Source organism: Lentzea sp. NPDC059081, assembly GCF_042738015.1.
Classification (GTDB): Bacteria; Actinomycetota; Actinomycetes; order Mycobacteriales; family Pseudonocardiaceae; genus Lentzea.
In genome coordinates, this window is sequence record NZ_JBHYGW010000001.1 from 717881 (window position 1) to 742075 (window position 24195).

Consider the following 24195-nt stretch of genomic DNA (forward strand, 5'->3'; position numbering starts at 1 on the left):
ATGACGGAGCACCACGAGACAGGCGTGCTGGTCGTGGGCGGTGGTCCGGTGGGCCTGGCGCTCGGTCTGGACCTCGCCGGCCGCGGCGTGCCGCACATGATCGTCGACGGCGGCGACGGAGTCGTGCGCCACCCCAAGGTCAGCACCGTCGGCCCGCGGTCCATGGAGCACTTCCGGCGCTGGGGTCTCGCGGCGGCCATCCGCGCGGCGGGCCTTCCCGGCGACCATCCCCTCGACACCGCCTGGGTGACGCGCGTCGGGGAGCACGAGATCCACCGGTTCGACCGCGGCACCGGCGACGACCGGCCGGTCTTCCTGCACACCCCCGAACCGGACCAGGTGTGCCCGGCGCACCTGCTGAACCCGGTCCTGGCAGCCGCCGTCGGCCGGCGACCCGGCGGCCCGCTGCGGTACCGGAGCCGTCTGGAGTCGTTCCGGCAGAACGACGACGGTGTGCGGGCGGTCGTGTCGGACCTCGACTCCGGTGACACCTGCACGGTCTCGGCCGACTACCTCGTCGCCTGCGACGGGAGCTCGTCACCGATCCGCAAGGCCGTCGGCGTCGAGGCACCGGCCCGGTACGAGCCGCAGGTGTTCCGCAACATCCTCTTCCGGGCACCGGGCCTGCCGGACGCGCTCGCGGAGCACGGGCACCGGGTCGCCCTGGTGTACTTCCTGATGCGGTCGCCGGAGCTGCGCTACCCGATGCGGTCGCTCGACGGCGCGGGGCTGTACAACCTGGTCGTCTCCGGTGAGGTCGACACCGACGCGATGACGTTGATCCGGGACGCGATCGCGGTCGGGGTGCCGGTGGAGCTGCTCTCCGACTCGGCCTGGGAGCTGACGCACCGGGTCGCCGACCGCTACCGCGCCGGCCGGGTGTTCCTGGCGGGCGACGCGGCGCACACCCTCTCGCCGTCCGGGGGCTTCGGCATGAACACCGGCATCGGTGACGCGGCGGACCTGGGGTGGAAGCTCGCCGCCGTGCTGGACGGCTGGGCGGGGCCCGGTCTGCTCGACACCTACGACGAGGAACGCCGGCCGGTGGCGCTGGCGAGTCTCGAGTCCGCGCACACCAACCTGCGGCGCACGGTGGACCGCGAGCTGCCGCCGGCCCTCGGGGAGGACTCCCCCGCCGGCGAACAGGCGCGTGCCGCGATGGCCGCCCGGCTGATGGCCGGTGGCGCGCAGCGCGAGTTCGACGCGCCCGAGGTCCACTTCGGATTCCACTACCGGTCGCCGATCGTGGTGTCCGACGGCTCGGCCGACGTCACCCCGGACTGGCGGCCCGGCAGCGATCCCGGCAGCCGCGCCGCGCACGTGTGGCTGCGCCCCGGAGTGTCCACTCTGGACCTGTTCGGCCGGGGTTTCACCCTGCTGCACTTCGGGGACGACGACCGGCTCGACGCGTTCGTCGACGCGTTCGGCCGGCGGGGTGTGCCGCTGAGCCCGGTCAGGTGCGGTGAGGACGTCGCGAAGGTGTACACGGCGCCGTTCGTCCTCGTCCGGCCCGACGGTCATGTGGCCTGGCGTGGCGAAGAACTGCCCGCCGCACCACTGGACCTCGTCGACGTGGTGCGAGGGGCGAAGTGATGGAACCCTTCTCTCCCAAGAGCTGGTCCGCCGCGACCATCGCCGACCCGTACCCGGTCTACCGGCGTTACCGCGAGGCCGAGCCGGTGCACCAGGCCTCCCCCGGGACCTGGTACGTCTTCGGCCACGATCCGGTGGCCCAAGTCCTGACCGGCAAAGCATTCGGCCGCAACGCCCCCGCTCACCTCTCCGGCCGCGGCGACGACGCACTGCGCGCCAGCGTCGCCAACTGGCTGGTGTTCCTGGACCCGCCGCGACACACCCGGTTGCGCCGCCTGCTCGCGGCGCGGTTCACCCCGGCCGTGGTCGCCGCGCTACGACCGCGGGTGGCCGCCATCGCCGCCGGGCTGATGGGCGCGCTGACTCCTGGTGACGAGGTGGACCTGGTGGCGGAGTTCGCCGCGCCGTTGCCGTTGATGGTGATCGCCGAGCTGCTGGGGGTACCGGGAGACCGGCACGCGTGGTTCCGCGAGCGGGCGTTGTGGTTGCAGGGCGCCAGTTCCGCGCGGATGGCCCGGCAGTCCGGCTCGCTGGGGCTCGCGGAGTCGGCGGTCCGCGAGCTGACCGAGCACTTCGCCGAGCACGTGGCGTTGCGGCGCTCCGGCTCCGGCGCGGGAACCGATCTGGTCTCGCTGCTGTCCACCGCGGACGGTCTGACCGACGAGGAGATCACGGCTACCTGCGTCCACCTGCTGAGCGCGGGCCACGAGACCACCACCAACCTGATCGGGAAGGCAGTACTGGCGCTGGCCGAGCGGCCGGCTCTCGCCGACGAGCTGCGGGCGCGTCCCGGGCTGACGCGGGTGGCGGTGGAGGAGCTGGTCCGCTTCGACCCGCCCGTGCAGATGGTCACGCGCTGGGCGACGACGTCGCAGACACTCCTCGGCCGGCGGATCGCCGAGGGGGACAAGGTCGTGGCGGTGCTCGGCGCGGCCAACCGGGACCCCGGCGCCTTCCCGTGCCCGGACGAGGTCCGCCTCGACCGCGACGACGGCCGGCAGGTCGGCTTCGGGCTGGGCGTCCACTACTGCCTCGGCGCGTCGCTGGCGCGGGCCGAGCTCGAGGTGACGCTCCCCCTGTTGCTGGACCAGATCGCCACCCGCGAGGTGCGGCGCGTGCGCTACGCCGAGGACGTCGTCTTTCACGGGCCCGAGTCGCTCACGCTGTCGCCCCGGTCCCCCGCCGCGCAGATCAGGTCGGCACGGGAGCCGATGCCGAGCTTGCGGAACACCTTGCGGAGGTGAAACGCCACGGTGTGGTGCGAGATGAACATCCGCGCCGCGACCTCCTTGTTCGTCAGACCGGCCGCGACCAGCTCGATCACCGCGGCCTCCGTCTCGGTCAGGCCGTTGCGCGTGCTGTCCGGTGCCGGGACCGGTTTTCGCCGCTTGGCCACGCCGAACTCCCGCATCCGCCGGCGCAGCCGGGCCGCGTCCAGTTCAGCGTCGGCCTGTTCGAACAGCGCGGTCGCGGCGTCCCACCGCTCCAGCGCACAGGCCCTGTCCCCCACCTCGACCAGTGCGACACCGAGGTCCTCGAAGGCGGACGCCCGCGCCCAGGCGTCCCCGTGGCCGGTGGCGGCGGACTCCAACGCATCCAGGTCGCCCTCGCACACTCCGTGCGCGTGAGCCGCGGCCATCACCACGGACCTCACTTCGGGGTTGTCCGCGGCGAGCTCCTGAACGGATCTCACGACGACAGCCGCCCAGTCGCGGCGGTCCATCCTGAGCGCCGTGCGCACCGTCCACGCGGCGGCGGTGGGGTGCTCGACGAACAGCACCCGGCTGCCGCACGGCTCGGCGACGATCCGTTCGACCACCCGGCCGAAGTGGGGCGGACCGTCCTGGGTCCGCGCCCACTGCGCCCGTGCCCAGTCCAGTGCGAGGAGGCGGCTGTCGCGCGTCTGCCGGACGGCCCACCTGCCCACCGGGTCACCGGCGAACCTCGCGACGAGATCGGGCCGCCGGAGCGCGGCCAGGGTCGACACGGTCAGAGCCGCCGCCAGGTGCAGGTGGACCCCGGTCTCCTGGGCGTGCTCCAGGCTCCTGGTCGCCGCGGCCAACGCGTACTCCGAGCGTCCCCGCTCCAGCTCCAGCCGTGCCGTCAGCAGTTCGCTCACGCCGGCGAGCACGGGGTCCACCGACTCGCGGAGGTCGCCGATCACCGCGTCCGCGGCCTCCGGGTCGTGCGCGGCGAGCAGCACCATCGCCCGCATCACCCGCGTGTCTCCCAGCCTGGTCACCGGGCGGCCGTTCTCTGCGCCGCACGGTTCCCGCACCGACATCAGCAGCGCGTCTCCCACCAGGCCGGCGGAGAGGGCGCTCACGGGGTCGACCGGCGCCTCGCACGGCGTTCCGCGCAGAACACGGGCCATCGAGTCGTCGCGGGAGTGTCGTGCGACCAGCTCCGCCGGGACGTCAGGCGGCGACGGCAGTGACGACAGCACCTCGGCCGCGGTCTCGCACCGGTCTTGGAACAACAGCGCCGTCGTGAGCCAGAACCGCAGCGAGCACGTCACGTCCGACCCGAAGTCCTGGCGCAGAGCGTCGTGGACCAGCTCCACCGCCGCCGGCACCGCACCCGCGCGCACCGCGGCCTCGACCGCGATCAGGCTCAGGCGCGGCAGCTCCGCCCGGTCGTCCCGCACGAGGCCCACACCGAGGCGGGCCAGCTCGGCGGCCACCGCGGGCGAGGACGCGAGGGCTTGCTCCGCGGCCCGCCGGATCATCCCCATCGTCGACGCGTCCCCGCGCAGCACCGAATGCCGCAGGTGTTCGGCTATCTCGGCGGGATCCGCGCCTCGCGCGGACAGCAGCTGGGCCGCCTGGTGGTGCAGTGCGGCGCGAACCGGTGCCGGAACGGCGTGCAGCAACGTCTCCCAGACGCGTGCGTGGCGGAACCGCAGCCGGCCGGCGACCGAGTCCAGCACCTCGGCGTTCACGCACTCGCGGAACAGCGGGACCAGGGTGACGATCGGCTGGTCCAGCATCCTCGCCACGTCGTCGAGGTGGAGCGTCCGGCCCAGCGCCGCGGCGACGTCCAGCATCTCCCGCGCGGGTGCCGACAGCCTGCGCACCCGGTGGGACAACCACCACTCCACGCGTGCCGGCAACGGATGCCCGTCCACCGTCCCGGCGGACTCGGACGTCAGCGAGGCGACACCGTCCACCACCTCGACGGCTCCCGCGTGCAGCAGCTCGGCCAGCAGACCGCTCACGACCCCCGCGTTGCCCTCCGCGCACGCGAGCAGTTCGGCGATCCCATCGTCCGCGACAGCGCCGAGTCTGTCCTTCACCACCGCCGAAACGGCCTCCGCCGGCAGACGGTCCACCCTCAGGTCGGCCACGGCGTCCCGGTCCCTCGCGTACTTGAGCATCCGCTCCAGGTGCTCCGGTGGCTGAGCGAGGCGGCGGACCAGCACGCAGACGAGCGGGCGCGTGACCACCAGGCACATCACGGTCTCGAGCGCGGCCTCGGTCGAGCCGCTCCAGCGGAGGTCGTCCAGGACCAGGAACAGCGGCACCCGCGACAGCTTCCGCTCCAGCACCTCGCGCAGGTCGCCCGTCCGCTCCCGCGCACCGCCCAGTGCCTGGATCAGCACGTCAGGCTGGAGCTCCTCTTCGAGCCCGACCCGCACCGTGTCGAAGCCGATCGACCGCGCGTGGTCCGCGAGCTTCGCGACCAGCGCGGTCTTGCCGACGTGCGGGCCGCCCACGACCGACACCACCGCGCCTCGTCCGGTCGCCCTGACCTGGCGGAGGACGTCGCCGCCCGCCGCGAGCTCCTGGTCGCGTCCGCGCAGCACGGCTGATCCGAGCGGTTGTCCTGCTCTCGGCGCCGGGATGGAACCGGCAGCTCTCCGGACCGAGCTCATCGTCCCACCGCCCCGTTCCCGCTCCACGCGCACCTCTGCCGGTTTCCGCAGGGAAAAAGCAGGACGGCCGCCACTAGCGCACCCGGAGCCGTCGACCGCGAGAAGCAGACAAAGCAGTTGCGCATCTCAATACGCCAGAACGCGCCATTTCGCGCTTCCCTAGGCCATTCACAGCTCCTGCCGATGCGACGGCGATGTGGCCGCCACTGGTCACCACGCCCACAGCAACCCACCTCCAAGCGCTCCGACCTGGATGTTCAGCGCCTTTCACGGATAACGCCCACGACGAAGTCGACGAACGCACCGAAACGAAGCAAGGCCTTTACTGCATATCGCACCTGCCACGAGTAATCCACAGCAGACACTGAAACAAGACATCATCCTGTCCTATCAAGACAGACTGCTACCCAGCGTGTCTGATCGCGTACTCTCCGACAAGATTGCGCCAAACGGCAGGGGTGTTGCGCGTACGAACACGACTTGGTGCCCGTTCGCACCTCCACCTCGACACAGAGACGGTGTCACGCCGAGCAATGACCGGATCCACCGCGTCGGCAGTCCGCGCGGTGGGAGAACGCGCTTTCGATGAACAACGCTCTTCTCCGCGGAACACCGGCCGCCGACGCACTCGAAGTCGATCCGACAGGTCACGACATTCATTCTTCATCACGGGAGAAGCACGTCGTCGCATCTGAAAAAGCTTTTGTTGAGGCGTTGTGAACAACCCTGATCGATCCAAGCCGCGAAGTGACTCCGGGAAGTCCCGAGTCGCCTCGGCACCATTTTCCGTTATACCGACTGGCTCCCGGCCGGCCAACTCCGCATCGCCATGTCCACGGCAGCCAAAAGCTCATCGCGCGGAGCCGACCGCGGCCTGGACGGAGATCCCGTTGGCGACGGACATCAAGTAGCGGGCTAGGACACCGGGATCGACCCGCGGTCGAGAGCCGCTGTCCTGGACGCGATCACCGCGAAGTTCGGCCGGCTCGACGAGGAGATCGTCGTGAACCTGTCGGCGCCCATCCACGTGACGGGCGAGGCGCTGCGACGGTGGCCGCCGCTGGACGCGATCGTGTTCATCACGTCGGGGTTCGCCCTGGTCTCCCCGACCCGTGCGCCGACCTGCGGTGCCGTCAAGGCCGGACTGCGTGGTTTCGCCGACGGTTTGCGTCGCCAGCTCGCACCACGCGGCACCCACGTTCTCGAGCCGATGCCGACCACAACGGACACCCCCACGAACGACGGCTCCGCGGTGAACAAGATGCCGCCCGCCGAAGTCGCCGCGGCCATGCTCGGCGCTCTCGACCGACGGCGCCCGGAAGCGCGGTTGGGTGCGCTGAAGATGTTGCCCGCCCTGCTGCGGATCGCGCCCCGCACATTCAAGAGACAGGTGGCGAAGTACCGAGCCGGAACGAGCGGTCGCACGCCTGGTCGTGCAACCGCTTCCAGCGACGAGCACCGCGGCTCTGTCCACGGCGCTCTCCGCGGGCGTTCAAGTCCGGGAAAGACGATCACCCACCGGTTGCCCGTCGCACTCGTCGTGGCCAACCCCTCGGCGCAGCAAGCACATCCCGTCGATCTGCCAGCCCTCGGCGATCAGATCGTCCGCACAACGGGCGTGAGCCTCGGCGATCACACGCAGTCGCTCGGCTTCGGCGTCGTCGACCTTGACAGTGCTCAGGCATGTTCCGCTACGGGAGGGCGCGCGGGCCACTCCATGCAGCAGTGCCGCGGCGATGCCGCCGACCAGCGGACCGACGAGGTACACGAGCAGCTGGACCAGGCTACGGTGCCCCCGGTGAGCGCCAGCACGACGTCGGGCCCGATCGTCCTGGCGAGGTTCACCGAGGCGCCGGTGAGCGGACCGAACACCATGATCTGCATCGCCAGCGCGAGCCCGACGCCCAAGCCGTGCAGGCCCTTGGGCGCATCGGACGCGACCGCGAACGCGAACACGGCGGTGACGAGGATGAACGCCCCGGTGGCCTCGGCGACCAATGCCTGCACCGGGGGAGACAACCGATCCGCAGGTCGTGGCGCCCAGACCGGCCGTCACCGCGAACGAGCGGTAGGCGGCGAAGACCACCGCGGCCCGCGTCCCCTACCGGGTACCGGATCCCGACCAGCTCGAGGAACGGGTCAGCGCCGTCCTCGAGGTCGTCCACCTCATCTTCACCACCGGGCACTCCGCTCCACTGGGCGCCCAGCTGGTGCGCCGCGACCTGACCGACAGCGCGATCCGGCTGGCCCGCCTGCTGCACCTGCTCATGCCGACCAACGCCGAGACCGGCGCCCTGCTGCTGCGCAACGCGGCGCGTCAGGAGACGCGGACAACCGCCGACGGGCGCCTGGCGCTGCTGTCCGAACAGGACCGCTCCCGTTGGGACCGGCAGCTCATCGCCGAGGGCCAGTCGCTGGTGACCGAGGCTCTGCTGCGGCGGCCACCCACCCGGTACGCCCTGCAGGCCGCGATCGCCGCCCTGCACGCGGAGGCACTGAGCTGGGCCGGCACCGCCTGGACGGAGATCGTCAGCCTCTACGACGTCATGCTCCGCCTCCTGGCCGTCCCCGGTGGTGGAGCTCACCAGGGCCGTCGCGGTCGGCATGCGCAACGGACCCCGGGCCGGACTCGACGCACTGACCCCGTTGCCGGCGGATCCGGCCTTGGCCACCTACGGCTGTCTCAGCGCCGCACGCGCCGACTTCCTGCGGCAGCCGGGAAACCGGCCGCAGGCCGTGACGGCCTACGAGGAAGCGTTGACTCTCAACGACAACGAGAGCGAACGCGCCTTCCTCGCCGAGCGGCTGGCCGAGGTCTCACGCGGTCAGTGATCGGACGTGCCCGGCCCGAGCGGTTCCAGCTCGGCGACCGCGCCGGAGCCGTCGGCCGGCTCCGGGCGTTCGCGCAGGAACTTCAGCCCGATGACGCACGCGATGATCCCGGTGAGGAACACGATCCTCCACGCGGAGACCGGCTCGGTACCGGTGATCATCGCCCACGTCACGGTCAGGGCCGCGCCGATCCCGACCCACACGGCGTAGGCGGTCCCGACCGAGATCCGCTTCATGGCGAAGGAAAGTCCCACCATGCTCAGCGTGACGGCGACGATGAAGACGACGTAGGACCCTCGGGACAACGCCGTAGCCCACACCGCTTCCAGCACCGCGCTCGCCAGCAGCACACCCCAGTGCATCAGCTCACCACCTTCACGCCGACGACGCAGCCGATCAGCAGCGCGAGCACAAAAGCCTTGGCCACGGTCAGCTTCTCGTCACCACGAACAGCCGCCACGAGCACCGTGAGCACGGCGCCGACACCGACCCACACCGCGTACGCCGTGCCGACCGGGATCCCCCGCATCGCCCACGCGAGCCCCACACCGCTCAACGTGACCGACACCGCGAACACCACCACCGGCCACGGCCGCCGAAACCCGTCGGACGCCGCGAGAGCCGTCGCCCACACCGCCTCCATCACCCCGGCAAGCACCAGCACCAACCAGAACATCGACAGCCGATTCTCCTTGACCAGGTGGAAGAACACGGGTGCTCGTCACGGAGTCGCCGCCACGAGTGCGACCTCCCGCACCTCATCGGCACCGGCGGTGAGGACGTGGTCGGCGAGGTCCCGGTAGTAGACGCGGAACGCGTGCAGGCCCAGCGCGATGCCCCGTTCGACGAGGAGTCGTTCCGCCGGGTCGTGGACACCGGGTTCGGCGACGGCGTAGAACCCCGCGGCGTGCTCCTTGTCGATCTCGGCGTGCAGGGAGTAGTGGGCGATGCGGTCCTCCGGCAGCCATCCCCGGTCGGCGACGCACCGGGCGATCCTCGTCGAGATGTCCGCGAACACCGACTCCATGACGCCGTAGCACGCCAGCGCCAGGGTGAGTGGCGCCGTCGCGCAGACCCCCTGCATCAGCATCGTGAACGCGTCCGTCTCCGGCCATTCCACGATCGTCTCCGGGTCGGTGCGGGAACCCAGTGACGTCAGGAAGTCCCGCATCGACTGCACGTGGAACTCGGCCTGGTGGAAGTCCCCGTGCTCCTCCACGATGTTCCGCAGGATCGCGAGCCGGTCGCCGTGCCGGGGAATGCGTGAGATCAGGACAGCCATCTCCCGGGGCGAGGTGTCCACACCGCGGTAGAACTGCTCCTGCGTGGCGATGAAGGCCTCTTTGCTCATGGTGCCGTCGGCCAGCGCGGTGAAGTAGCGGTCCTCCAGGAGGTTCACTTCCGCGATCGCCCGGTCGGCCATGCCGGTGATGACCGGCGCCGGAGGGATGGCGGGGTTGGGGATGCTCATGACGCCCTTTCACTGCGGGAGTAAATCGGAAGGCACGGGAGTTCGGCGCGCTGGTGGTGGACCGGCGTTTTCGGGTACGCGAACGGCGTTGTGCGCATTACCCGCGGGTCCTGCGCACAACGCACGGTTCGCGTACCTCTCGACGCCCTCACGACCGGTCGCCGGTGAGCCGAGTCGGCGGCCCACCGGCACGCGGTCCCGGAGGTGTCGCCGAGCACTCGAACAGCAGGAACTCTGCCTCACGTGCATTCTCGTTCCGGCACCATCGAAGCCTGTGCGGACGGTCGTGAGGCCGACGGGTGACCTCACGGCCACGAATCAATGGCCGAACGACTCCTGTCCAGAGCGGACCTGTTGACATCAGGACCAAAGTCTGAGTGAAGGTTGACCCGGACGAGGTCCACCCAGTCTCAGGCCGCTTTCCGCCGTGATGACGCTGTGAGAAATAGCGACTCGAGCCTGAGGCAGCAAATACAGCCCAAAAGTCCAGATATCGTTGCACCACTCCCCGAAGACGAATTCAGCTTCTCGCCACCACGAACAACCGCCACGAGCACCGTGAGCACGGCGCCGACACCGACCCACACCGCGTACGCCGTGCCGACCGGGATCCCCCGCATCGCCCACGCGAGCCCCACACCGCTCAACGTGACCGACACCGCGAACACCACCACCGGCCACGGCCGCCGAAACCCGTCGGACGCCGCGAGAGCCGTCGCCCACACCGCCTCCATCACCCCGGCAAGCACCAGCACCAACCAGAACATCGACAGCCGATTCCAGCGTCACGATTCGTTCCTCCTGTTCGGTACCAGCGGTAGCTGCTGACGACGATCGCGCTGCATTCCGTGGCGACGGCGGCACGTTCGGGTGGTCAACTCTGCACGATCACCCAATCCCGACATCCGGAAACGGCACCGTTGATATCTTTTCACCGCGGGCAACAACGAAGTGGTCCGGAACTCGCTGTTTTGACAGCCCCTTGCACTTTCGCGAACGAACCATTCGATCGTCATTTTGCCGCACCACGAACCAGCAGGCCGGTCAGCCGGAATTCAGACCACAGGACAGGTCTGCCGGCGATTTCATGGCATCCGCCGACGACCGGCTTGGCACACGAACATCACCCTGATCGCCCTCACGCGTGGAGAACTCGTGTACGGAAACATCGAGCAACCGGAAAACGGCGAACAACCGGCGCGGCACGAACCGCCGACCGTCGAGGCGCGGCAGCTCGCCGCGGTGGCCGCGCTTCCCGCGGACAAGTTCGTCGACGACATCGCCGAGATCGCGCGAAAGCACTTCGACTGCGCGAGCTACCCCGCGGAGAACATGCCCGCCGACGACTGGGAGCTGCTCACGCGAGCCGGTGTCCTGTTGCCGGTGGTGCCCCGTGAGTTCGGCGGGAGGCACAGCCACGTCGAGCTGTGCCGCGTTTTGGAGGCCATCGCCGAGTGGAACCTGCCGCTGGCCATGTACGTCAAGATCACCACGGCTGTCGCACTGCGTCCGATCCCGCTCTACGCCAGCGAGGAGACCCGACGCGAGATGCTTCCCGAGTTCGCCTCCGGGAAGCCCATCACCTGCGGGTTCGCGTCCACCGAACCGGGTGCCGGGTCGGGGATGTCGTCCATGACCACCACCTTCGACCGCCAGGACGACACCTACGTGCTGCGGGGTCGCAAGCACTGGCAGGGCTTCAGCGCGACCGCGTCCTGGTGGCTGGTCAGCGCCAAGAACGACGACGACGGTCGTGAGTACGGCTATTTCGCCCTGCGCCGCGACGAGGGTTTCCGCACCGTCGAGCGCTACGAGCCCATCGGCATGAAGGTGCTCGACTACGGCGTCAACGAGATCGAGGCGACGGTTCCGGCGCATCGCAGGCTGCACGCCGAGAGCGGCGACCTCCGGTCCATGGTCGAGCTGCTGATGCCGCCCCGGTCCATGATGGCCGCGCTCGCGACCGGCTTCCTGCGCCGTGTACGCCGCGAGGCACACAGCTACGCGGCGAGCCGGCCTCTGGGCCGCGGTCACCTCACCGACATCGGTTTCGTCCGCTACCGCCTGGCCTGCATCGACACCTCGTACACGATCTGCGAGGCGCTGGCCCACTACCTGAGGACGCAACTGGACATCAGGGGTGACATGACCGCCACGTTCCCCGCCACGCAGGCGATCAAGACCGTCGCCACCGAGCGCATGGTCAGCTCGGCGAACCACTACCAGCAGATCGTGGGTGGCGAGGGGTACCGGACCGGATCGCCGACCAACGTGGCCGCGCAGGCGTTCCTGGACACACGCGTGTTCACGATCTTCGACGGCACCAACGACCTTCTCAGCCAGCAGTTGACCCAGTACTGCCGACGGCAGCTGAACGGGGAGCGGCTGAGCGAGTTCCTCGGTCGGTGGCCCCTGACCGGGGAAGCCGTTGCACACGGCGCCGATTTCGGTTTCCTCGACGGTGACCTGCGGCAGGAACAGCTGGTGCTGGCCGGACGAGCGATCGCCTACGCGTTCGCTCTCACCCGAGTGCTGCACTGGGCCGAGCAGTCGTCCGACGAGGTCGCGGAACGTGCGCGCCGCGCAGTCTGCTTCCTGCTCGCCGACATCCGCGCCGTGGCAGGGGAATTCTCGTTGCTCGACCAGCAGGTCGTCGACTGAGCGGCTGCTGTTCGAACGAGTCGCGAGGCGGGCGGAGCCACTTCCGCCCGCCTCGCGGCGGCACGGCGTGCGAGCCCTACCGGTGGATCACCAGGTGACCGGTAGCACGTCGAGCCCGAAGACGAGCGGGTCGCCTTCCTTGAAGAGCAGATCCTTGACCGACGTCGCGAGCCGCAGACCACCGATGCGCCGGAACAAGCTGTCCACGACGATCTGCAGCTCCATCCTGGCGAGGTTCTGGCCGACGCACCTGTGCTCGCCGAGGCCGAACGCCAGGTGCCGCAGACCAGACCGTTCCAGGTCGATCTCGTCGGGGCGGTCGAAGACTTCGGGATCGTGGTTGGCCACGTGAGCCAGGCCGAAAACGGCCTCACCCGCCTTGATGACGACCCCGCCGATCTCGACGTCCCGGTTCGCGATGCGAGAGGTCGCCACCTCCGCGACGGTGAAGATCCGCAGCAGCTCGTCGACCGCGCTCTCCGTCTTGCCGGGATTCCGGACGACGTCTTCGAGCACGTCCGGGTTCTCCAGGAGTGCCACCACGCTCAAGGCGATCATGCTCGTGGTGGTCTCGTAACCGGACACGAGGAGCAGGAGCGCGAGCTTCACCAGTTCACGATCGTCGGAGACACCCCGCTCGCGGTGCGCGACCACCAACCGGCTCAGCAGGTCGTCGGAAGGAACGCTCGCCTTCCGGGCGGCGAGCCCGCCGAGATATGCACTGATCTCCTCGACTGCTTCTTCACCGGCCCCGTCGCGGTCCACCAAGTTCAGTGCCAGCTTTCCGAACAGGACACGGTCAGCCGGCGGGACGCCGAGGACGGCGCCCATCACCTGGAGGTACACGGGCCGCGCGAAACCGCCGACGAGATCCACCGGCCGAGGTCCGGCGAGCAGGTCGTCGATGTGCGCGTCGACGATCTGCTGAACCTCCGGCCTGAGGCCCTCCAACCGGCGTTTCGCGAACCCGGCGAGGACAGGTCCTCGGTTCTCGCCCAGACCGGGGGATTCCCCGTCCACGAGCACGTCCGGCGAAGCACCGCCGTCGAACCCGGGAATCGGGAAGGGAAACGGGAAGATCGCCTGCGAAGCGACCACCCGCTTGCCGTCCCACATAAGAAACGGGAACCCGGGATGCCCGCGATCAGCGCTGAAGCCCGGATCCGTGAGCAGGGTTCGGAGGTCCTCGTACCGCGTCAGAACCCACCCAGGTGAACCGTCGGGCAGCAGGACGCGGGAGATCGGCGCGAGCTCGCGGCGCTTGCGGTACTCGGCGGGAGGCGAATACGGACAGCCTTGCCTCGACAGAGGAAAATCGGCGATCAGGTCCGCTATCAGTTCGGTCATTCCAACCCCTTGCCGAATCAGAAACAGTCCATTGTGGAGAGATCGAACCCGAACGTCCGCCGCCGACAGGAAACGAACGCGGATGGAGCCACGCTAGGACAGCACCAGCGCCCGAAACGGAAAAATGCGCGGGCGTACACGAAGTCCTGCCCATTTCTGCGGAGCGTCGGAGCGCGTAGCCGTGCAAAGCCTGCCAGCAGACCGCAAGCAGTCGCGTCCAATCTTGACCCCACCCCTGAACCGCAGCGCTGAACGCTGGGCGTCGCGGGCGGTGACAAGCGGTCCGCGCTGCTCGTCGATCACCTCTGTGAGTATTCGGTCCACGCCACGCCTCAGCGGTCGAGCAGCTCCGGGAACCGTTCGAGCAGCATGATCTGTTGCTCCTCCAGACTCCACTCGCAGTCCCGCACCAGCAACGTGGACGTGCTCATGGCCGTCTCGCTGATCGCGAGCTCGACACCGACCTCCAGGATCTCGCCATTTCCTGCCAACTGACAAGGAATTCGTCAGTGTGGCCACGAAGGCAGCCCCCATCGTTCTTCAGATTTCCTGCCACCAGAGCGCGGTCCACCGCGGTTCCGGTCACATGGCGACTTGCCCTTCCGTCCACCAATTCTTCCCACACGGGGCAGATCCGACCTCGTGCGGCGGATAGAGCCGGAAAGATCACTAGGGTGACCGCGTCCGCGCTCGCACCTCCCGAGCGAACTTCCGTTCCGATAGCGAGATCCCCGATGCCGACGCCTGGTTTTCCGCCCACCGCGCTCGACTCCGCGGGTGACCCGATCTGGGTCAGCGATCTGGCCTCCGTCGAACCGAACCACACTCTCCACGTCGTGAAAGGCCTCGAGCCGGCGGAAGCACTCGAAGTGCTCGGCGCCAATCCGCGGTTGTTCCGCACCTGCGAGTTGCCGGACGCCAAGGCGGACGTGTGGTCGTCCTTGGTGGGCAAGGCTCTCGGTATCGAGCCCGGGGACAGCGCGGCACTGCTGGCGGGCCGGATCGGTGCGTGGACGTTCGTCTACGACGACGCCGGGTTCACTTCTCCCGGACCACACACGATCTCGCTGTCCGCGGACGGCAGCACCGCGGCGTCGAGCCTGGACACCATCAACGCGGACGCCAGTCTGAGCTATGCGGTCAACGGAGAAGAACTCGCGTTCGTCGATGTCAACGACCTCGATCTCGGCGCGGATCTGCCGGGCATGCCGGCCGAACTGCGCGCAGCCTTCGACGCGGCAGGCGTTTTCGACGACGAGGACATCGCGCCGGGGGAAGTCGACCACGCCATCGGCATGCGCGTCGTGTGCGCCTTGGCGGGGCTCGTCTGCACACTCGACGACCTGCGCCGGATCACTCTGACAGGCGTGCCGTTCGGCTGATCCCCAGCCCCTGCGGAGCGGCGTGACGAATGCCCTCCCGACGCGCGGCGGCCACAACGTCGGGAGGGCGCGGACTCGCCGAAGCCGGCTCGCAGATCACCCCGTTCCCCTGACGAACTCAGGCAGGCTGCGTTCACCGTCACCCTGGTGACGGACACGAGCTCGAACCCGTGCGCCGAAGTGAACCGCTCGAAGTCGCCGAACTCGCGGTCATGTCCACCGAAGAGCACGAGCATCGCCAGGCCGAACACCGTGCTCTCCCGTAGTGGTTCCACGAGGACGAGCCGCCCGCCGCCGGACACGGGGCAGGGGTTCGTCGACGTCGACCGGTTCGCCTTCCCGTCGAAGTTCTCCTGGCAGGTTGGGAACAGGAGCCGCTGTCCACCGGCAGCCCCGACGAGCTGACTGCGTTGCACGAGCAATTGCTCGCGAAGGAGGCCGTGCTCGCCGACTTCCGCGAACAGACCGGGTACGAACTCGCCGAAGAGCAGCTGACACTGGTGCCGCACCACGATCCGCGGGGAGGTCGACGGCGGCAAGGTCTCGTTCTTCGAGGACATGAGCATCGACGTGAGGGACTCCCTCGCCCTGCTGTTCAGCAAGGCCACCCGGCACATCGGGTTCATGCCCGACGACGATGAGTACGAGGTCATGGGGCTCGGCGCGGTCAACAACCAACTGCTGGGCAAGCAGGATTCTGCACTGCCTAGAGACGACGTCTTCCAGTGCGGGGAACAGCGCGACGAGTGAGCCTTTCGGGTCCGGGTCGCCCGCGCGGTGCAGCAGACCGTCGAAGCCTTGACAGCGCACCCGATCAGGAGCTCGAGCGGCGGACGGGGATGCCCCGGCTGCTGTTCGAGGTCGGACTGGCGCTCACCTGCGTGAACAACTTCAAGCTGCCGGAGTCGTCCTCCTTCGACGACATCGCGGTCAGCTTCGGGGCCAGTGACGTCGGCGTGGCGATTGGTGCGGGCCGCCCGGTCTGCGCGGAGACCGCGAACACCACGTCCGGAGCAACGCGATGCCGGGCCCGTGGCCGGGGCCGGAGTACTCGGAGCAGGACGCGCTCGGATGCGCAGGCGACCAGGTCTCTTGCAACTCGCTCGATGAGGACGCGCTGGTCGAGGCCATCGCCGAACTCCTCGAGCGACGCGTTGTGGTGGGCTGGTTCCAGGGCGCCATCGCGTACGGGCCCAGAGCGCTGGGCAAACCGCGGCATCCTGGCCAACCCCCGGTTCCCGGACATCCAGGACGTGATCAACGAGCGGGTCGATCGAAGAGAGTCGTTCCGACCGTTCGCGCCCGTGGTCGAGGAGTCCGTCGCAGCGGACGTCTTCGAGCTTAAAAAGAAGGCGTCCTCGCCGTACAGGACCTTGTCCTTCCGGTGCGCGAGCACGTTCGCGACCTCATCCCAGGCGCGTCTCACGTCGAGGGGACAGCACGGGTGCAGACCGTCGACGACCGCCAGGTGGCCGCGCTGCCGGCCGCCTTCCGCGCGCGGAAGGGGCGCCGCGCCTGATCAACACGTCGTTCAACGTGCCCCAGCGAGCACGTCGGCGCGGGCTGGAGGAATGATCCTCGGAGTGGCTCGGAACCGTGCCGGGCGCACGTCCCGAAACCCTTCGCCCGCGTCGTTCCGTCCTGCGGGACACCCCGTTCTGGTGCGCACCCGCGGTCCTAGCATCGGCTCCACCACTGCCGAGCAGGATCGGGGTAGCGATGACGCTCACGAGCGGAAGCATTTTCACCGCCGCCGAAGCGTCGGTGCGCCAAGCCCTCGGCCCGTTGCGGTTGCCCCTGCCCGGCGAACCGTTCGCTGTGGACGAGCAGCCCTGCACGATCTCATTCGACATCAGCGATCCGTGCCCGCCAGGCGACACAGCCGAACGCGCGCTCTTCCGGTGGCTGGTAGGACATCACCTCTCGCACTGCGCCTGCCGGCAGCTCGCGAATGTCCTCGCGCGACTCGCCGGCGACGAGGTCGACGAGAAGGACGTTGTGGAAGCGGCCGACTGGTACCACCGCTGCACCGCGCTGCTCATCTACGCGAACAGCTGCGGCGAGAAGGTCCACCGCACCGTCATCCGGCCCAGCACCATGCGAGTGCGTCCGGCGTTCAACGGTGCCGGGGTCCGTGACTACGCGAGGGTGTCGCGGCTGCTGCGAGAGCTCCCCGTCGAGCGGGACAGTCTGCTCGGGTGCGCGGTCGACACCAACCGCTCGGCGCACGAGTGGATCGCCAGGATTCTGGCGCCGCGGGGAGAACCCGTTCTCGGCGCACCCGGTGGTGCCGCGGGGAAAGGGGCGACCAGCGAGGAGGGTGATCTGCTCGACAGCTGCTTCCTCGTCGACCGCGTTCCCGTGACCGAACGCGGGTTCGCGGCTCAGGCGGTGCGCCGGTCGGAACTGGCGCTGTTCGACCTGGAACTGGATCCGATCCAGCGACCCGAGTACGCGCCCCTGCTGGCACTGCTGCCCGACGACATCACGACCGTCGTCCACGACATGATGCTCTCCTTCAACCTGCTCGGCCGGGGAACTCCGGCGTGACGACGACGTTCGGCAGTCCGTCCTCAGTGGAGGACGGGGGCCGCCCGGCACCAGGCGCCCTCGGCCGCGCGTGCGCTCATAGCGCTCCTCCCACGGCGCGACAACCGCTGACCGGCGGCTCGGGTGGAAGTGCCGAGCCGCCACGACGCGACCTCGGACGATTGTCGAGATCGGCACGTTCACGGGTGCCACGACCATAGCGATGGCACGCTGCCTCCACAGCGGCGGCACCGTCCACACCTTCGACGCCAGCACCGAACAGGCGGAGGACGCCGACCGGACGTGGCGGGCGGCCGGAGCCGCGGACCGGAGTCGCCAGCACATCGGACCGGCGGCTCTGCTGTTCGCCGGCTGACCGGTCGCGTCACCGTGGACCTCGCGTTCGTCGCGGCCGGGCCGGGGTACGCCGATGCCGGCACCGTGGAACCAGATCGAGTTTCACCCTCTGAACGGCCGGGTGAGTCCCTTGTTGATCACGAGTGAAGCCCTTGATTGATCAGTCCTCTTGCGACAGAGGGAGAGATCGAGCCCACGGCTTCAGTGCGACACTCCCGCGGGCGGCGGACGGTGGGCTGGTACCGGCGGTGGACGTGACCTGTCGACGGCGCCCGCAGGCACATACCCGCCCGCAACGGGGGCTGTGCCACACCAGCGGGCAGCCGCCCCGGAAGTCACACCGCCGCAACGCCCGGTGAGAGGGCGACGCAGCGACGCCGCCTCCGGGTCTCTGGACCGTGACCTTCGTCGAACGGGTTGAAGGGACAGACCCAAGGTTTCCAGCCACCCGCGGGAATCGTCATGGTGAAGGCACCACAGCTGAAGCTCAGCCCGAAGGCCAGCACCAGTCCCACTCCCTCCTCGCGCGGCACGGGTTCCGCCAGCATCAACGGAACCGAGCACCCGATCGTGTTCCCGTAGTCCCGCAGGACCTGGTACGACGTTGCGACCACCTGGCTGTCGGGTGAGACGCCCAGCTCGGCGCACAGCCCGTCCAGGATGCGGGTGCTGCCGGTGTGCATCAGCAGCGCGACGGCGTCCGACGGGTTGGGCAGTGAGTCGTCCCGTGCGAGCAGGTTCGTCACCGTTTGCCTGGCGTAGAACGCACCTCGGGGCGTGACCTGCGGACTCAGCGTGTAGAGCCGTCGTCCGTGCACCACGGGCACGTCCGCACCACCGTCGGGCACGGTGCCGAGCTCCGCATCCTCCGGTTCGGCGTTGGTCAGGTTGCTCACCTGCCCGAAGGCCGGTCCCTCTTCCTCGGTGCCGAACACCATCGCGACCGCTCCGTCACCGAAGAGGAAACCGTGCATCACGTCGACGGTCGACTGACGCTGCTCCACGGGGAGCTCCGAGAAGTGCGAGTAGTGGTCCGGGAGCGGTGGCGAGAGAGGCGTGATCGCGTCCATGAACAGGACCAGCACCCGCTTGGCCGGTTCCGCGGTGAGGAACCACCTCGTGGTCTCGACCACCTTCGACATCGCCGAGCAGCCCATGTACTGGATGCTCAGGTTCGCCACGTCACGGGGCAGTTCCGGCATCTGCGCCATCGCCTCGCAGACCAGGCTCGGCATCAGCCTGCCGGGGCTGCTCGACACGCCGAGCACCAACCCGATCGAGTCCGCCGGCACCCCGGCCTTCTCCAAGCACTCCCTCGCCGCGCCCACGACGAGCTCCGTCGCACCGACGAGCGGCACCGGCTCAGCGCCCTTGAACAACATCTCGGGGAAGTTGGCGAGCACCGAGTAGCGGGTCTCGACCCCAAGCCGCGCAACATGTCCTCGAGCTTGTCCGACAGGTGCCCGCGCCCCGCGTGGAGCAGTTCGTCCGTGCTCAGCCGGGACGGAGGCAGTGCCTTCGTCACCGCGGCCGGCCTGGGTGACAGCGCAGGTGTCATGCGGGACTCCCCTCCGACACCGGCTCCACCGCGACCGCGACCCGGTCGTTCGACGAGTCGTAGGTCGCCACGGTCACGTGGTGCTCGAAGGCCGGGTCCTGCTCGGGGAAGTCAGCGCGGTAGAAGAAGCCCCTGCTCTCCTCGCGGGCCAGCACCGAACGGGTGAAGGCCTCGGCCAGCAGCAGGGTGTCCACGGAGGTGATCTCGTTCGCGCCCTGTTCCCCGCGCAGCGCCCGTTCCCTGCCGCACCAGTCGAGGAACTCCTCGGCGCGTTCGACGGTGAAGCGGTCGAAGCGGAATTCCGAGGTCCGGCGGTTCAGTTCGGCGCGCAGGCCGGCGGACGCCGCCGGGGACTGGGCGGAGGAGGCCGCGGCCGGCTCCAGCCGGTGCGTCGCCGCGGTCGTGCCGGCCAGTTCGTCGGCGATTTCGGCACTGGTGGAGAGGAAAGTCGGGAACGGCTTGCCGAACGTCGAGTCGACCGAGAGCCCGTACCTGGCCTCGCCGGTCGCGTGGACGCCCTTCAACGTGGCCGCGGACCGGAACGGGTCGATGCCCCCCATCGAGAAGCCCCGGATGGGTCCCAGGGTCGCGGTCCGGTCGGTCATCTCCACCGTGTGCGGAATGTGCCGGTTGGCGATCCAGTACTCCCGGAAGGCACCGATCTCCGTGTTCTCGAGGGTGTTCCGGGCCACGGTCTCCTCCAGCTCGGTCGCGAGCTCCCCCTCCCGCAGCATCCGCGAGCCGGCCAGGTCCGGCGGGTACAGGGGAACGCGGCGGTCGAGGTCTCCGAGCCGGAGGTAGCTGAACATCTCGAGGTTGGCGAGCACCCCGCCGTGGCGCAGCACCGCGCCCAGCAGGTGACCGGTCAGGTCTCCCACGCCGTCCTCGAACATCCCGCAGAACCCGCCGGGTGCGAGTACCAGCTGCGAGCAGGCCAGGTCCACCGGTTCACCGCGCCGCAGCAGCCTCACGCCGCGGCACGTCCCGTCCTCGACCACGAGATCGGTCACCTGTCCGTCCAGGACGACGGCGCCGTGTTCGACCGCGCGGTCGAGCACGGCGGCGACGACCCGGTCACCGGCGCCGATCACCGGAAAGGGCAGGTGACCGCGCGGTGCCACGAACGCTTCCAGGATGGGCGCGTACTCGGTGATCTCGTTGAGCCGCTCGAACTCTTCGTGCGCTCGTTTGAGAACCAGCTCGCGGTGGTGCGGCAGGTTGGTGGTGGAGGCGTCGGTGAACGGGTCGGTCCCCGCCGACACCGGGAGGCCGACCAGGTCCTGCCGGATCACGCCCGCGGACCAGACGCGCGAGATCGGCGGGAAGTGCTCGTCCTCTCGCACCACCACGACGGGCACTCCCCGGCGGGCCAGCTCGAGAGCGGCCCACGCACCCGAGATCCCGCCACCCACCACAACTGCGCCGGTGGCGATCGACTCGGTCACTTCACGATCGGCAGACAAGGTGACTCCTCGAACTCGTCAGAACAGACAGGAAACTGTTCGGTGGCCCTCTCAGGCCTTTTTTCGTGCGAAGGTGAGGCCGTCGGCGATCGTCAGAAGCACGGACTCGACCCGGTCGTCCGCCCGCACGTGGGCGTTGAACTCCTTGATGGCGTTGCCGTTGCCGGACGGTTCGTCGCCGACGACCTCCCCGGCGTACAGCACGTTGTCGGCGAGGATCACCCCGCCCGGCCGCATCCGCGGCACGAGCTCCTCCCAGTAGCCGACGTAGCCGACCTTGTCGGCGTCGACGAACGCGAGATCGACGACCGGGTCCAAGGGAAGGGCCCGCAACCCCTCCAGTCCGGGCCCGATGTGCTGCCGCACCCGCTCCGCCACGCCCGCGTCGGCCCACGCCTTGCCCGCGATCGCGCTCCAGCGGTCCGTCACGTCATAGGTGTCCACGACGCCGCCCTCTGCCAGGCCACTGGCCAGGGCGAGGGTCGAGTAGCCGGTGAAGGTGCCGATCTCGAGCACCCGCACCGCGCCGAGAGACTGCGCCAGCAGGGTCAGGAAGACCGCTTGTTCGTGAGGTACCTGCATCTCGGCGACCGAACCGAGCGAGTACGTCGTCTCGATCAGCTCGCTCTGCGCCGGCGTCGGCGGCTCCGCCTGCGCGAGCACGTAGGCGTTCAACCGGCTCGTCGGCGTGACGTTCTTGTCGATCATGGCGTCTCCCAGGACGGATCAGCGGCGATGCTTCGGACCAATGTGGACATGTCCGCGGGCAGCAGGAGGTGGAGACCGCTGGTCGGCTCGAGCGGGTACCGGTCCAGGTCCGTCTCGATGGCGGACACCCGCTGCGCGACGTGCGCGAGGAACCTGGCCCGTGACGTCGGTCCTCGTTCGAGGACGAAGAACTCGTCGAACAGGTCCCGCTCTTCGGCGGTGGCGCCCTGGTTGGCTCGCCGTCCTGCCTTCTTCAGCAGGGAGTCGTCGTTGGGCACCAACCGCTTGGCGATGGCCATGTGCACCTGCCGGTTGCGCAGGACGGCCTGTTTCAGCGTGCTGCCCGGCAGAGCCGGCATCCTGACCAGCAGTCCGAGGACCCATTCGTAGTCTCGTGCCCATATCCCGCTGAACGCCGGGTGCGCGGCGACCATCCTGTCGCGCACGGCCCGTTCGTAGATCCCCGGCGTGCAGCTTCCCGCGTAGACCAGCAGGGCCGAGTAGCAGTCGTACAAGCCGGCGGCGACGTCGCGAAGCCGGTCCGACGAAGGCTCCTCCACCAACCGGGACAACGTGTCGCCCAGCATCCGCCAGACCCCGACGGCACCGTGATGGCCCAGCAGCCAGCGGTAGAGCGCCCTGCTCTCGCCGTCGTCGGGTGGCGACATCTCGCCCCACGTCTCAGGTACCGGAGCGGGATCGACCGCCGACCAGTTCGCGCCCGGAGCGGGCACCGGCAGCCGCCCGATGCCGTGGGCGGCGAGCAGTGTCTCGGTGTACCGGCACGCCGTGCCGGACGGTGCGTCGGAAACCGTCATCCCCAGCCGCCCCGACGCACGTGCTCGCACCGGGTGAGGAGCGACTGCAGGCCGGTGCGTGTCGTCGGACCGGACTCGCCGAATTTCTCGGGCGCCGGGCTCAACGCGACCGGCGCCTTTTCGAACATCCGGACCGCCATTGGTTCACCGAGGTTCGACAAACACGGAGTTCGAATGACTCGCATGACATCACACCGATCTTTGTTTCCACTCCTGAGCGGTTCGGCTGCCCCCGAGCGGAGGCACGAGAACTTCCTGTCCGCGCGAACCGTTGCGCGGACTGGAACTCCGGGGATCGATTCCGGTTCGTGATCAAGCTGAGTGCAGGGAGGTCTTGCCGAGCAACGACTCCGTCGCGATCCACAGTTCGCGCTGCACATCCGCGGACCGGCCGGCCTCGGGACATTGCACCGGTTTTCCCGACCGGGAGACGTACTGGCCGGTGACTCCGCGGTAGGTCTGGTCGATCGCGAGCGAGGCGATGATCCCCGCGCCCCGCTCCGGCCGTCCGGCGCCGAGCACGCCGAGGGCTTTCGTCACCGTGCTGAACAGAGGCCACTCGCGCGAGAGCCCCGTGGCGTTGAAGCCGGGGTCGCAGCAGTTCGACGTGACACCGGTGCCGGACAGGCGGCGCGCCAGTTCCTGGCTGAACATGATGTCCATCAGCTTCGTGCGGCCGTAGCGGACGAAGGAGCCCGTGCGCGAGTAGGAGCTCGTATCCGCGATGTCCCGGCGCGGATCGATCTCCTTCACCATGTCGGCTCCTCTCGACCCCACGCTGACGATCCGGGCGGAAGGTGAGGCGGTCAGGCTCGGCAGCAGTGCGGCGGTCAGCACCCAGGGCGCGAGGTAGTTGACCGCGACCATCTCGCTGAATCCCTCTGTCGTCAGCCGTGGCGAGACAACGTGCGCGCCCGCGCTGTTGATCAGACCGTCCAGCGGGCCGGACCTCGCGATCTCCTCCCCGACGCGGCGAACCTGCCGCAGAGAGGCGAGATCGACCTCCACAGCGGTGATGAACGCGGCACCGCCCGCTTCCCGGCGGAGCTCGTCCACCTTCCGCGGGTCACGTGCCAGGACGACCAGCTCCACACCGCGGGCGGCCAGGTCGAGAGCGACGATCCGGCCCAGACCGTGAGTTGCGCCGGTCAGCACGAACCGCATGCCATCACCTCCGGTTCGAAGCCGCCCGCAACGACGATCTGCATTCCGGGTACCTTTTCTTCAGCGAGAACGGCGAACTCGCGAAAGCACGAGCCCTCGTCCGCCCACAGCCTCGCCTCGACCGCGCCGAGGCAACGGAGAAGAACCCGCGCAAGAGAACGCATTTCTTGCTCCCGACGTGGTCTGCGGACCGACTGGGCGCCCCAGCGGAAAACACCACATTCCGGTTTCCCGCATTGAGAAGATCGCCGAGAGGGACGCTAACAAGCGAATCGAGACCGTCACGTGCACCGTTCCACGAGGCGGAACGGGCACTTTCCGAGTGCACGACGTGACATTCCTCGCTGCCCCACCTTCCACAACAGCGGTCGGCGGCACCGCCGGCAGAAGCCCCTGACCGCGTCCCGCCGGGCGGGACGAGTCCGCGCTCCGGCAGGC

Annotated in this window: 23 protein-coding genes and 3 pseudogenes; 12 read left to right on the top strand and 14 right to left on the bottom strand. The window is 69.1% G+C overall.

Annotated elements, in window-relative coordinates:
* Together ACFWV3_RS03225 and ACFWV3_RS03230 are read left to right on the top strand one after the other, a co-directional pair.
* Entirely contained in the window at positions 1–1593 is a 1593-nt protein-coding gene (locus ACFWV3_RS03225) for an FAD-dependent monooxygenase (RefSeq protein WP_382407660.1), read from the top strand.
* The gene (locus ACFWV3_RS03230; RefSeq protein ID WP_382407662.1) at positions 1593–2837 is read left to right on the top strand and encodes a cytochrome P450; all 1245 of its coding nucleotides are present in this window, start codon (positions 1593–1595) and stop codon (positions 2835–2837) included. The genes ACFWV3_RS03225 and ACFWV3_RS03230 overlap by 1 nt, the downstream gene beginning before the upstream one ends.
* Here the strand turns inward: ACFWV3_RS03230 and ACFWV3_RS03235 are convergent.
* On the bottom strand, positions 2735–5398 hold the full coding sequence (locus ACFWV3_RS03235; protein ID WP_382407664.1) for a LuxR C-terminal-related transcriptional regulator: 2664 nt from the start codon (positions 5396–5398) through the stop codon (positions 2735–2737). The genes ACFWV3_RS03230 and ACFWV3_RS03235 overlap by 103 nt on opposite strands.
* 1096 nt (positions 5399–6494) lie before the next feature.
* On the opposite strand from ACFWV3_RS03235, the pseudogene ACFWV3_RS03240 reads away from it, so the two are divergent.
* Positions 6495–6650, top strand: a pseudogene (locus tag ACFWV3_RS03240) (hypothetical protein); the annotation flags it as partial.
* A gap of 494 nt (positions 6651–7144) precedes the next feature.
* Here ACFWV3_RS03240 and ACFWV3_RS03245 read toward each other — a convergent pair.
* Positions 7145–7474 carry an aquaporin gene (locus tag ACFWV3_RS03245; protein WP_382407666.1) on the bottom strand — a complete coding sequence of 110 codons (330 nt, stop codon included), beginning with the start codon at positions 7472–7474 and terminating at the stop codon, positions 7145–7147.
* A gap of 140 nt (positions 7475–7614) precedes the next feature.
* Between ACFWV3_RS03245 and ACFWV3_RS03250 the strand changes: the two are divergent.
* Positions 7615–7884: pseudogene (locus ACFWV3_RS03250) on the top strand (DUF6596 domain-containing protein); the annotation flags it as partial.
* A gap of 157 nt (positions 7885–8041) precedes the next feature.
* A complete protein-coding gene (locus ACFWV3_RS03255; RefSeq protein WP_382407668.1) occupies positions 8042–8299 on the top strand; it encodes a hypothetical protein in 258 nt (85 codons plus the stop codon).
* On the opposite strand, the gene ACFWV3_RS03260 is transcribed toward ACFWV3_RS03255, so the two are convergent.
* The 4 genes from ACFWV3_RS03260 to ACFWV3_RS03275 all read right to left on the bottom strand — a co-directional run bounded on the left by ACFWV3_RS03260 (position 8293) and on the right by ACFWV3_RS03275 (position 10537).
* Positions 8293–8661 (bottom strand): DMT family transporter, encoded by a 369-nt coding sequence (locus tag ACFWV3_RS03260; RefSeq protein WP_382407670.1) that lies wholly within the window; start codon positions 8659–8661, stop codon positions 8293–8295. The two genes, ACFWV3_RS03255 and ACFWV3_RS03260, sit on opposite strands and share 7 nt — an antisense overlap.
* Positions 8661–9011, bottom strand: a complete 351-nt coding sequence (locus ACFWV3_RS03265) for a DMT family transporter (RefSeq protein ID WP_382407672.1) — start codon at positions 9009–9011, stop codon at positions 8661–8663. The genes ACFWV3_RS03260 and ACFWV3_RS03265 overlap by 1 nt, the downstream gene beginning before the upstream one ends.
* 9 nt (positions 9012–9020) lie before the next feature.
* Positions 9021–9770, bottom strand: coding sequence for a TenA family transcriptional regulator (locus ACFWV3_RS03270; RefSeq protein WP_382407674.1), 750 nt, complete (start codon positions 9768–9770; stop codon positions 9021–9023).
* 410 nt (positions 9771–10180) lie between these two features.
* Entirely contained in the window at positions 10181–10537 is a 357-nt protein-coding gene (locus ACFWV3_RS03275; protein WP_382407676.1) for a DMT family transporter, read from the bottom strand.
* 388 nt (positions 10538–10925) lie between these two features.
* Between ACFWV3_RS03275 and ACFWV3_RS03280 the strand changes: the two genes are divergently transcribed.
* Entirely contained in the window at positions 10926–12431 is a 1506-nt protein-coding gene (locus ACFWV3_RS03280) for an acyl-CoA dehydrogenase family protein (protein WP_382407678.1), read from the top strand.
* A gap of 87 nt (positions 12432–12518) precedes the next feature.
* Here the strand turns inward: ACFWV3_RS03280 and ACFWV3_RS03285 are convergent, their stop codons facing one another.
* Together ACFWV3_RS03285 and ACFWV3_RS03290 are read right to left on the bottom strand one after the other, a co-directional pair.
* On the bottom strand, positions 12519–13778 hold the full coding sequence (locus ACFWV3_RS03285) for a cytochrome P450 (protein WP_382407680.1): 1260 nt from the start codon (positions 13776–13778) through the stop codon (positions 12519–12521).
* Positions 13779–14110: 332 nt separating this feature from the next.
* Positions 14111–14269 (bottom strand): hypothetical protein, encoded by a 159-nt coding sequence (locus ACFWV3_RS03290; protein ID WP_382407682.1) that lies wholly within the window; start codon positions 14267–14269, stop codon positions 14111–14113.
* 183 nt (positions 14270–14452) lie between these two features.
* Here ACFWV3_RS03290 and ACFWV3_RS03295 point away from each other — a divergent pair, with 183 nt between their 5' ends.
* Together ACFWV3_RS03295 and ACFWV3_RS03300 are read left to right on the top strand one after the other, a co-directional pair.
* Positions 14453–15160, top strand: coding sequence for a DUF6461 domain-containing protein (locus ACFWV3_RS03295; protein WP_382407684.1), 708 nt, complete (start codon positions 14453–14455; stop codon positions 15158–15160).
* Between the two features lie 558 nt (positions 15161–15718).
* Positions 15719–15910 (top strand): hypothetical protein, encoded by a 192-nt coding sequence (locus tag ACFWV3_RS03300; RefSeq protein WP_382407686.1) that lies wholly within the window; start codon positions 15719–15721, stop codon positions 15908–15910.
* Between the two features lie 64 nt (positions 15911–15974).
* Here ACFWV3_RS03300 and ACFWV3_RS03305 read toward each other — a convergent pair whose 3' ends face one another.
* Positions 15975–16166, bottom strand: coding sequence for a hypothetical protein (locus ACFWV3_RS03305; protein ID WP_382407688.1), 192 nt, complete (start codon positions 16164–16166; stop codon positions 15975–15977).
* 100 nt (positions 16167–16266) lie between these two features.
* On the opposite strand from ACFWV3_RS03305, the pseudogene ACFWV3_RS03310 reads away from it, so the two are divergent.
* From ACFWV3_RS03310 to ACFWV3_RS03325, 4 genes and pseudogenes are all read left to right on the top strand, one after another.
* Positions 16267–16506 (top strand): annotated as a pseudogene (locus ACFWV3_RS03310) (carbamoyltransferase C-terminal domain-containing protein); the annotation flags it as partial.
* Positions 16507–16544: 38 nt separating this feature from the next.
* The gene (locus ACFWV3_RS03315) at positions 16545–16679 is read left to right on the top strand and encodes a hypothetical protein (RefSeq protein ID WP_382408160.1); all 135 of its coding nucleotides are present in this window, start codon (positions 16545–16547) and stop codon (positions 16677–16679) included.
* 200 nt (positions 16680–16879) lie between these two features.
* On the top strand, positions 16880–17710 hold the full coding sequence (locus ACFWV3_RS03320; protein WP_382408162.1) for a hypothetical protein: 831 nt from the start codon (positions 16880–16882) through the stop codon (positions 17708–17710).
* Positions 17711–17870: 160 nt separating this feature from the next.
* Positions 17871–18065 carry a class I SAM-dependent methyltransferase gene (locus ACFWV3_RS03325; protein ID WP_382408146.1) on the top strand — a complete coding sequence of 65 codons (195 nt, stop codon included), beginning with the start codon at positions 17871–17873 and terminating at the stop codon, positions 18063–18065.
* 316 nt (positions 18066–18381) lie between these two features.
* Here ACFWV3_RS03325 and ACFWV3_RS03330 read toward each other — a convergent pair whose 3' ends face one another.
* The 5 genes from ACFWV3_RS03330 to ACFWV3_RS03350 all read right to left on the bottom strand — a co-directional run bounded on the left by ACFWV3_RS03330 (position 18382) and on the right by ACFWV3_RS03350 (position 23757).
* Entirely contained in the window at positions 18382–19428 is a 1047-nt protein-coding gene (locus tag ACFWV3_RS03330) for a 3-oxoacyl-[acyl-carrier-protein] synthase III C-terminal domain-containing protein (protein ID WP_382407690.1), read from the bottom strand.
* A 172-nt stretch (positions 19429–19600) separates the two neighbouring features.
* Positions 19601–21067 (bottom strand): FAD-dependent oxidoreductase, encoded by a 1467-nt coding sequence (locus ACFWV3_RS03335; RefSeq protein WP_382407692.1) that lies wholly within the window; start codon positions 21065–21067, stop codon positions 19601–19603.
* Positions 21068–21118: 51 nt separating this feature from the next.
* The gene (locus tag ACFWV3_RS03340; protein ID WP_382407694.1) at positions 21119–21775 is read right to left on the bottom strand and encodes an O-methyltransferase; all 657 of its coding nucleotides are present in this window, start codon (positions 21773–21775) and stop codon (positions 21119–21121) included.
* On the bottom strand, positions 21772–22593 hold the full coding sequence (locus ACFWV3_RS03345) for a hypothetical protein (protein WP_382407696.1): 822 nt from the start codon (positions 22591–22593) through the stop codon (positions 21772–21774). Before ACFWV3_RS03345 ends, ACFWV3_RS03340 begins: the two co-directional genes overlap by 4 nt.
* Positions 22594–22905: 312 nt before the next feature.
* Positions 22906–23757, bottom strand: coding sequence for an SDR family NAD(P)-dependent oxidoreductase (locus tag ACFWV3_RS03350; RefSeq protein WP_382407698.1), 852 nt, complete (start codon positions 23755–23757; stop codon positions 22906–22908).
* Positions 23758–24195: the final 438 nt, after the last annotated feature.

Excerpts from the sequence above, each read along its gene's own strand:
- ACFWV3_RS03270 (WP_382407674.1), bottom strand. The coding sequence starts at position 9,770 with ATGAGCATCCCCAACCCCGCCATCCCTCCGGCGCCGGTCATCACCGGC.
- ACFWV3_RS03350 (WP_382407698.1), bottom strand. The coding sequence starts at position 23,757 with ATGCGGTTCGTGCTGACCGGCGCAACTCACGGTCTGGGCCGGATCGTC.
- ACFWV3_RS03345 (WP_382407696.1), bottom strand. The coding sequence starts at position 22,593 with ATGACGGTTTCCGACGCACCGTCCGGCACGGCGTGCCGGTACACCGAG.
- ACFWV3_RS03320 (WP_382408162.1), top strand. The coding sequence starts at position 16,880 with ATGACGCTCACGAGCGGAAGCATTTTCACCGCCGCCGAAGCGTCGGTG.
- ACFWV3_RS03275 (WP_382407676.1), bottom strand. The coding sequence starts at position 10,537 with ATGTTCTGGTTGGTGCTGGTGCTTGCCGGGGTGATGGAGGCGGTGTGG.
- ACFWV3_RS03285 (WP_382407680.1), bottom strand. The coding sequence starts at position 13,778 with ATGACCGAACTGATAGCGGACCTGATCGCCGATTTTCCTCTGTCGAGG.
- ACFWV3_RS03330 (WP_382407690.1), bottom strand. The coding sequence starts at position 19,428 with ATGTTGTTCAAGGGCGCTGAGCCGGTGCCGCTCGTCGGTGCGACGGAG.
- ACFWV3_RS03230 (WP_382407662.1), top strand. The coding sequence starts at position 1,593 with ATGGAACCCTTCTCTCCCAAGAGCTGGTCCGCCGCGACCATCGCCGAC.
- ACFWV3_RS03260 (WP_382407670.1), bottom strand. The coding sequence starts at position 8,661 with ATGCACTGGGGTGTGCTGCTGGCGAGCGCGGTGCTGGAAGCGGTGTGG.
- ACFWV3_RS03300 (WP_382407686.1), top strand. The coding sequence starts at position 15,719 with ATGAGCATCGACGTGAGGGACTCCCTCGCCCTGCTGTTCAGCAAGGCC.
- ACFWV3_RS03225 (WP_382407660.1), top strand. The coding sequence starts at position 1 with ATGACGGAGCACCACGAGACAGGCGTGCTGGTCGTGGGCGGTGGTCCG.
- ACFWV3_RS03340 (WP_382407694.1), bottom strand. The coding sequence starts at position 21,775 with ATGATCGACAAGAACGTCACGCCGACGAGCCGGTTGAACGCCTACGTG.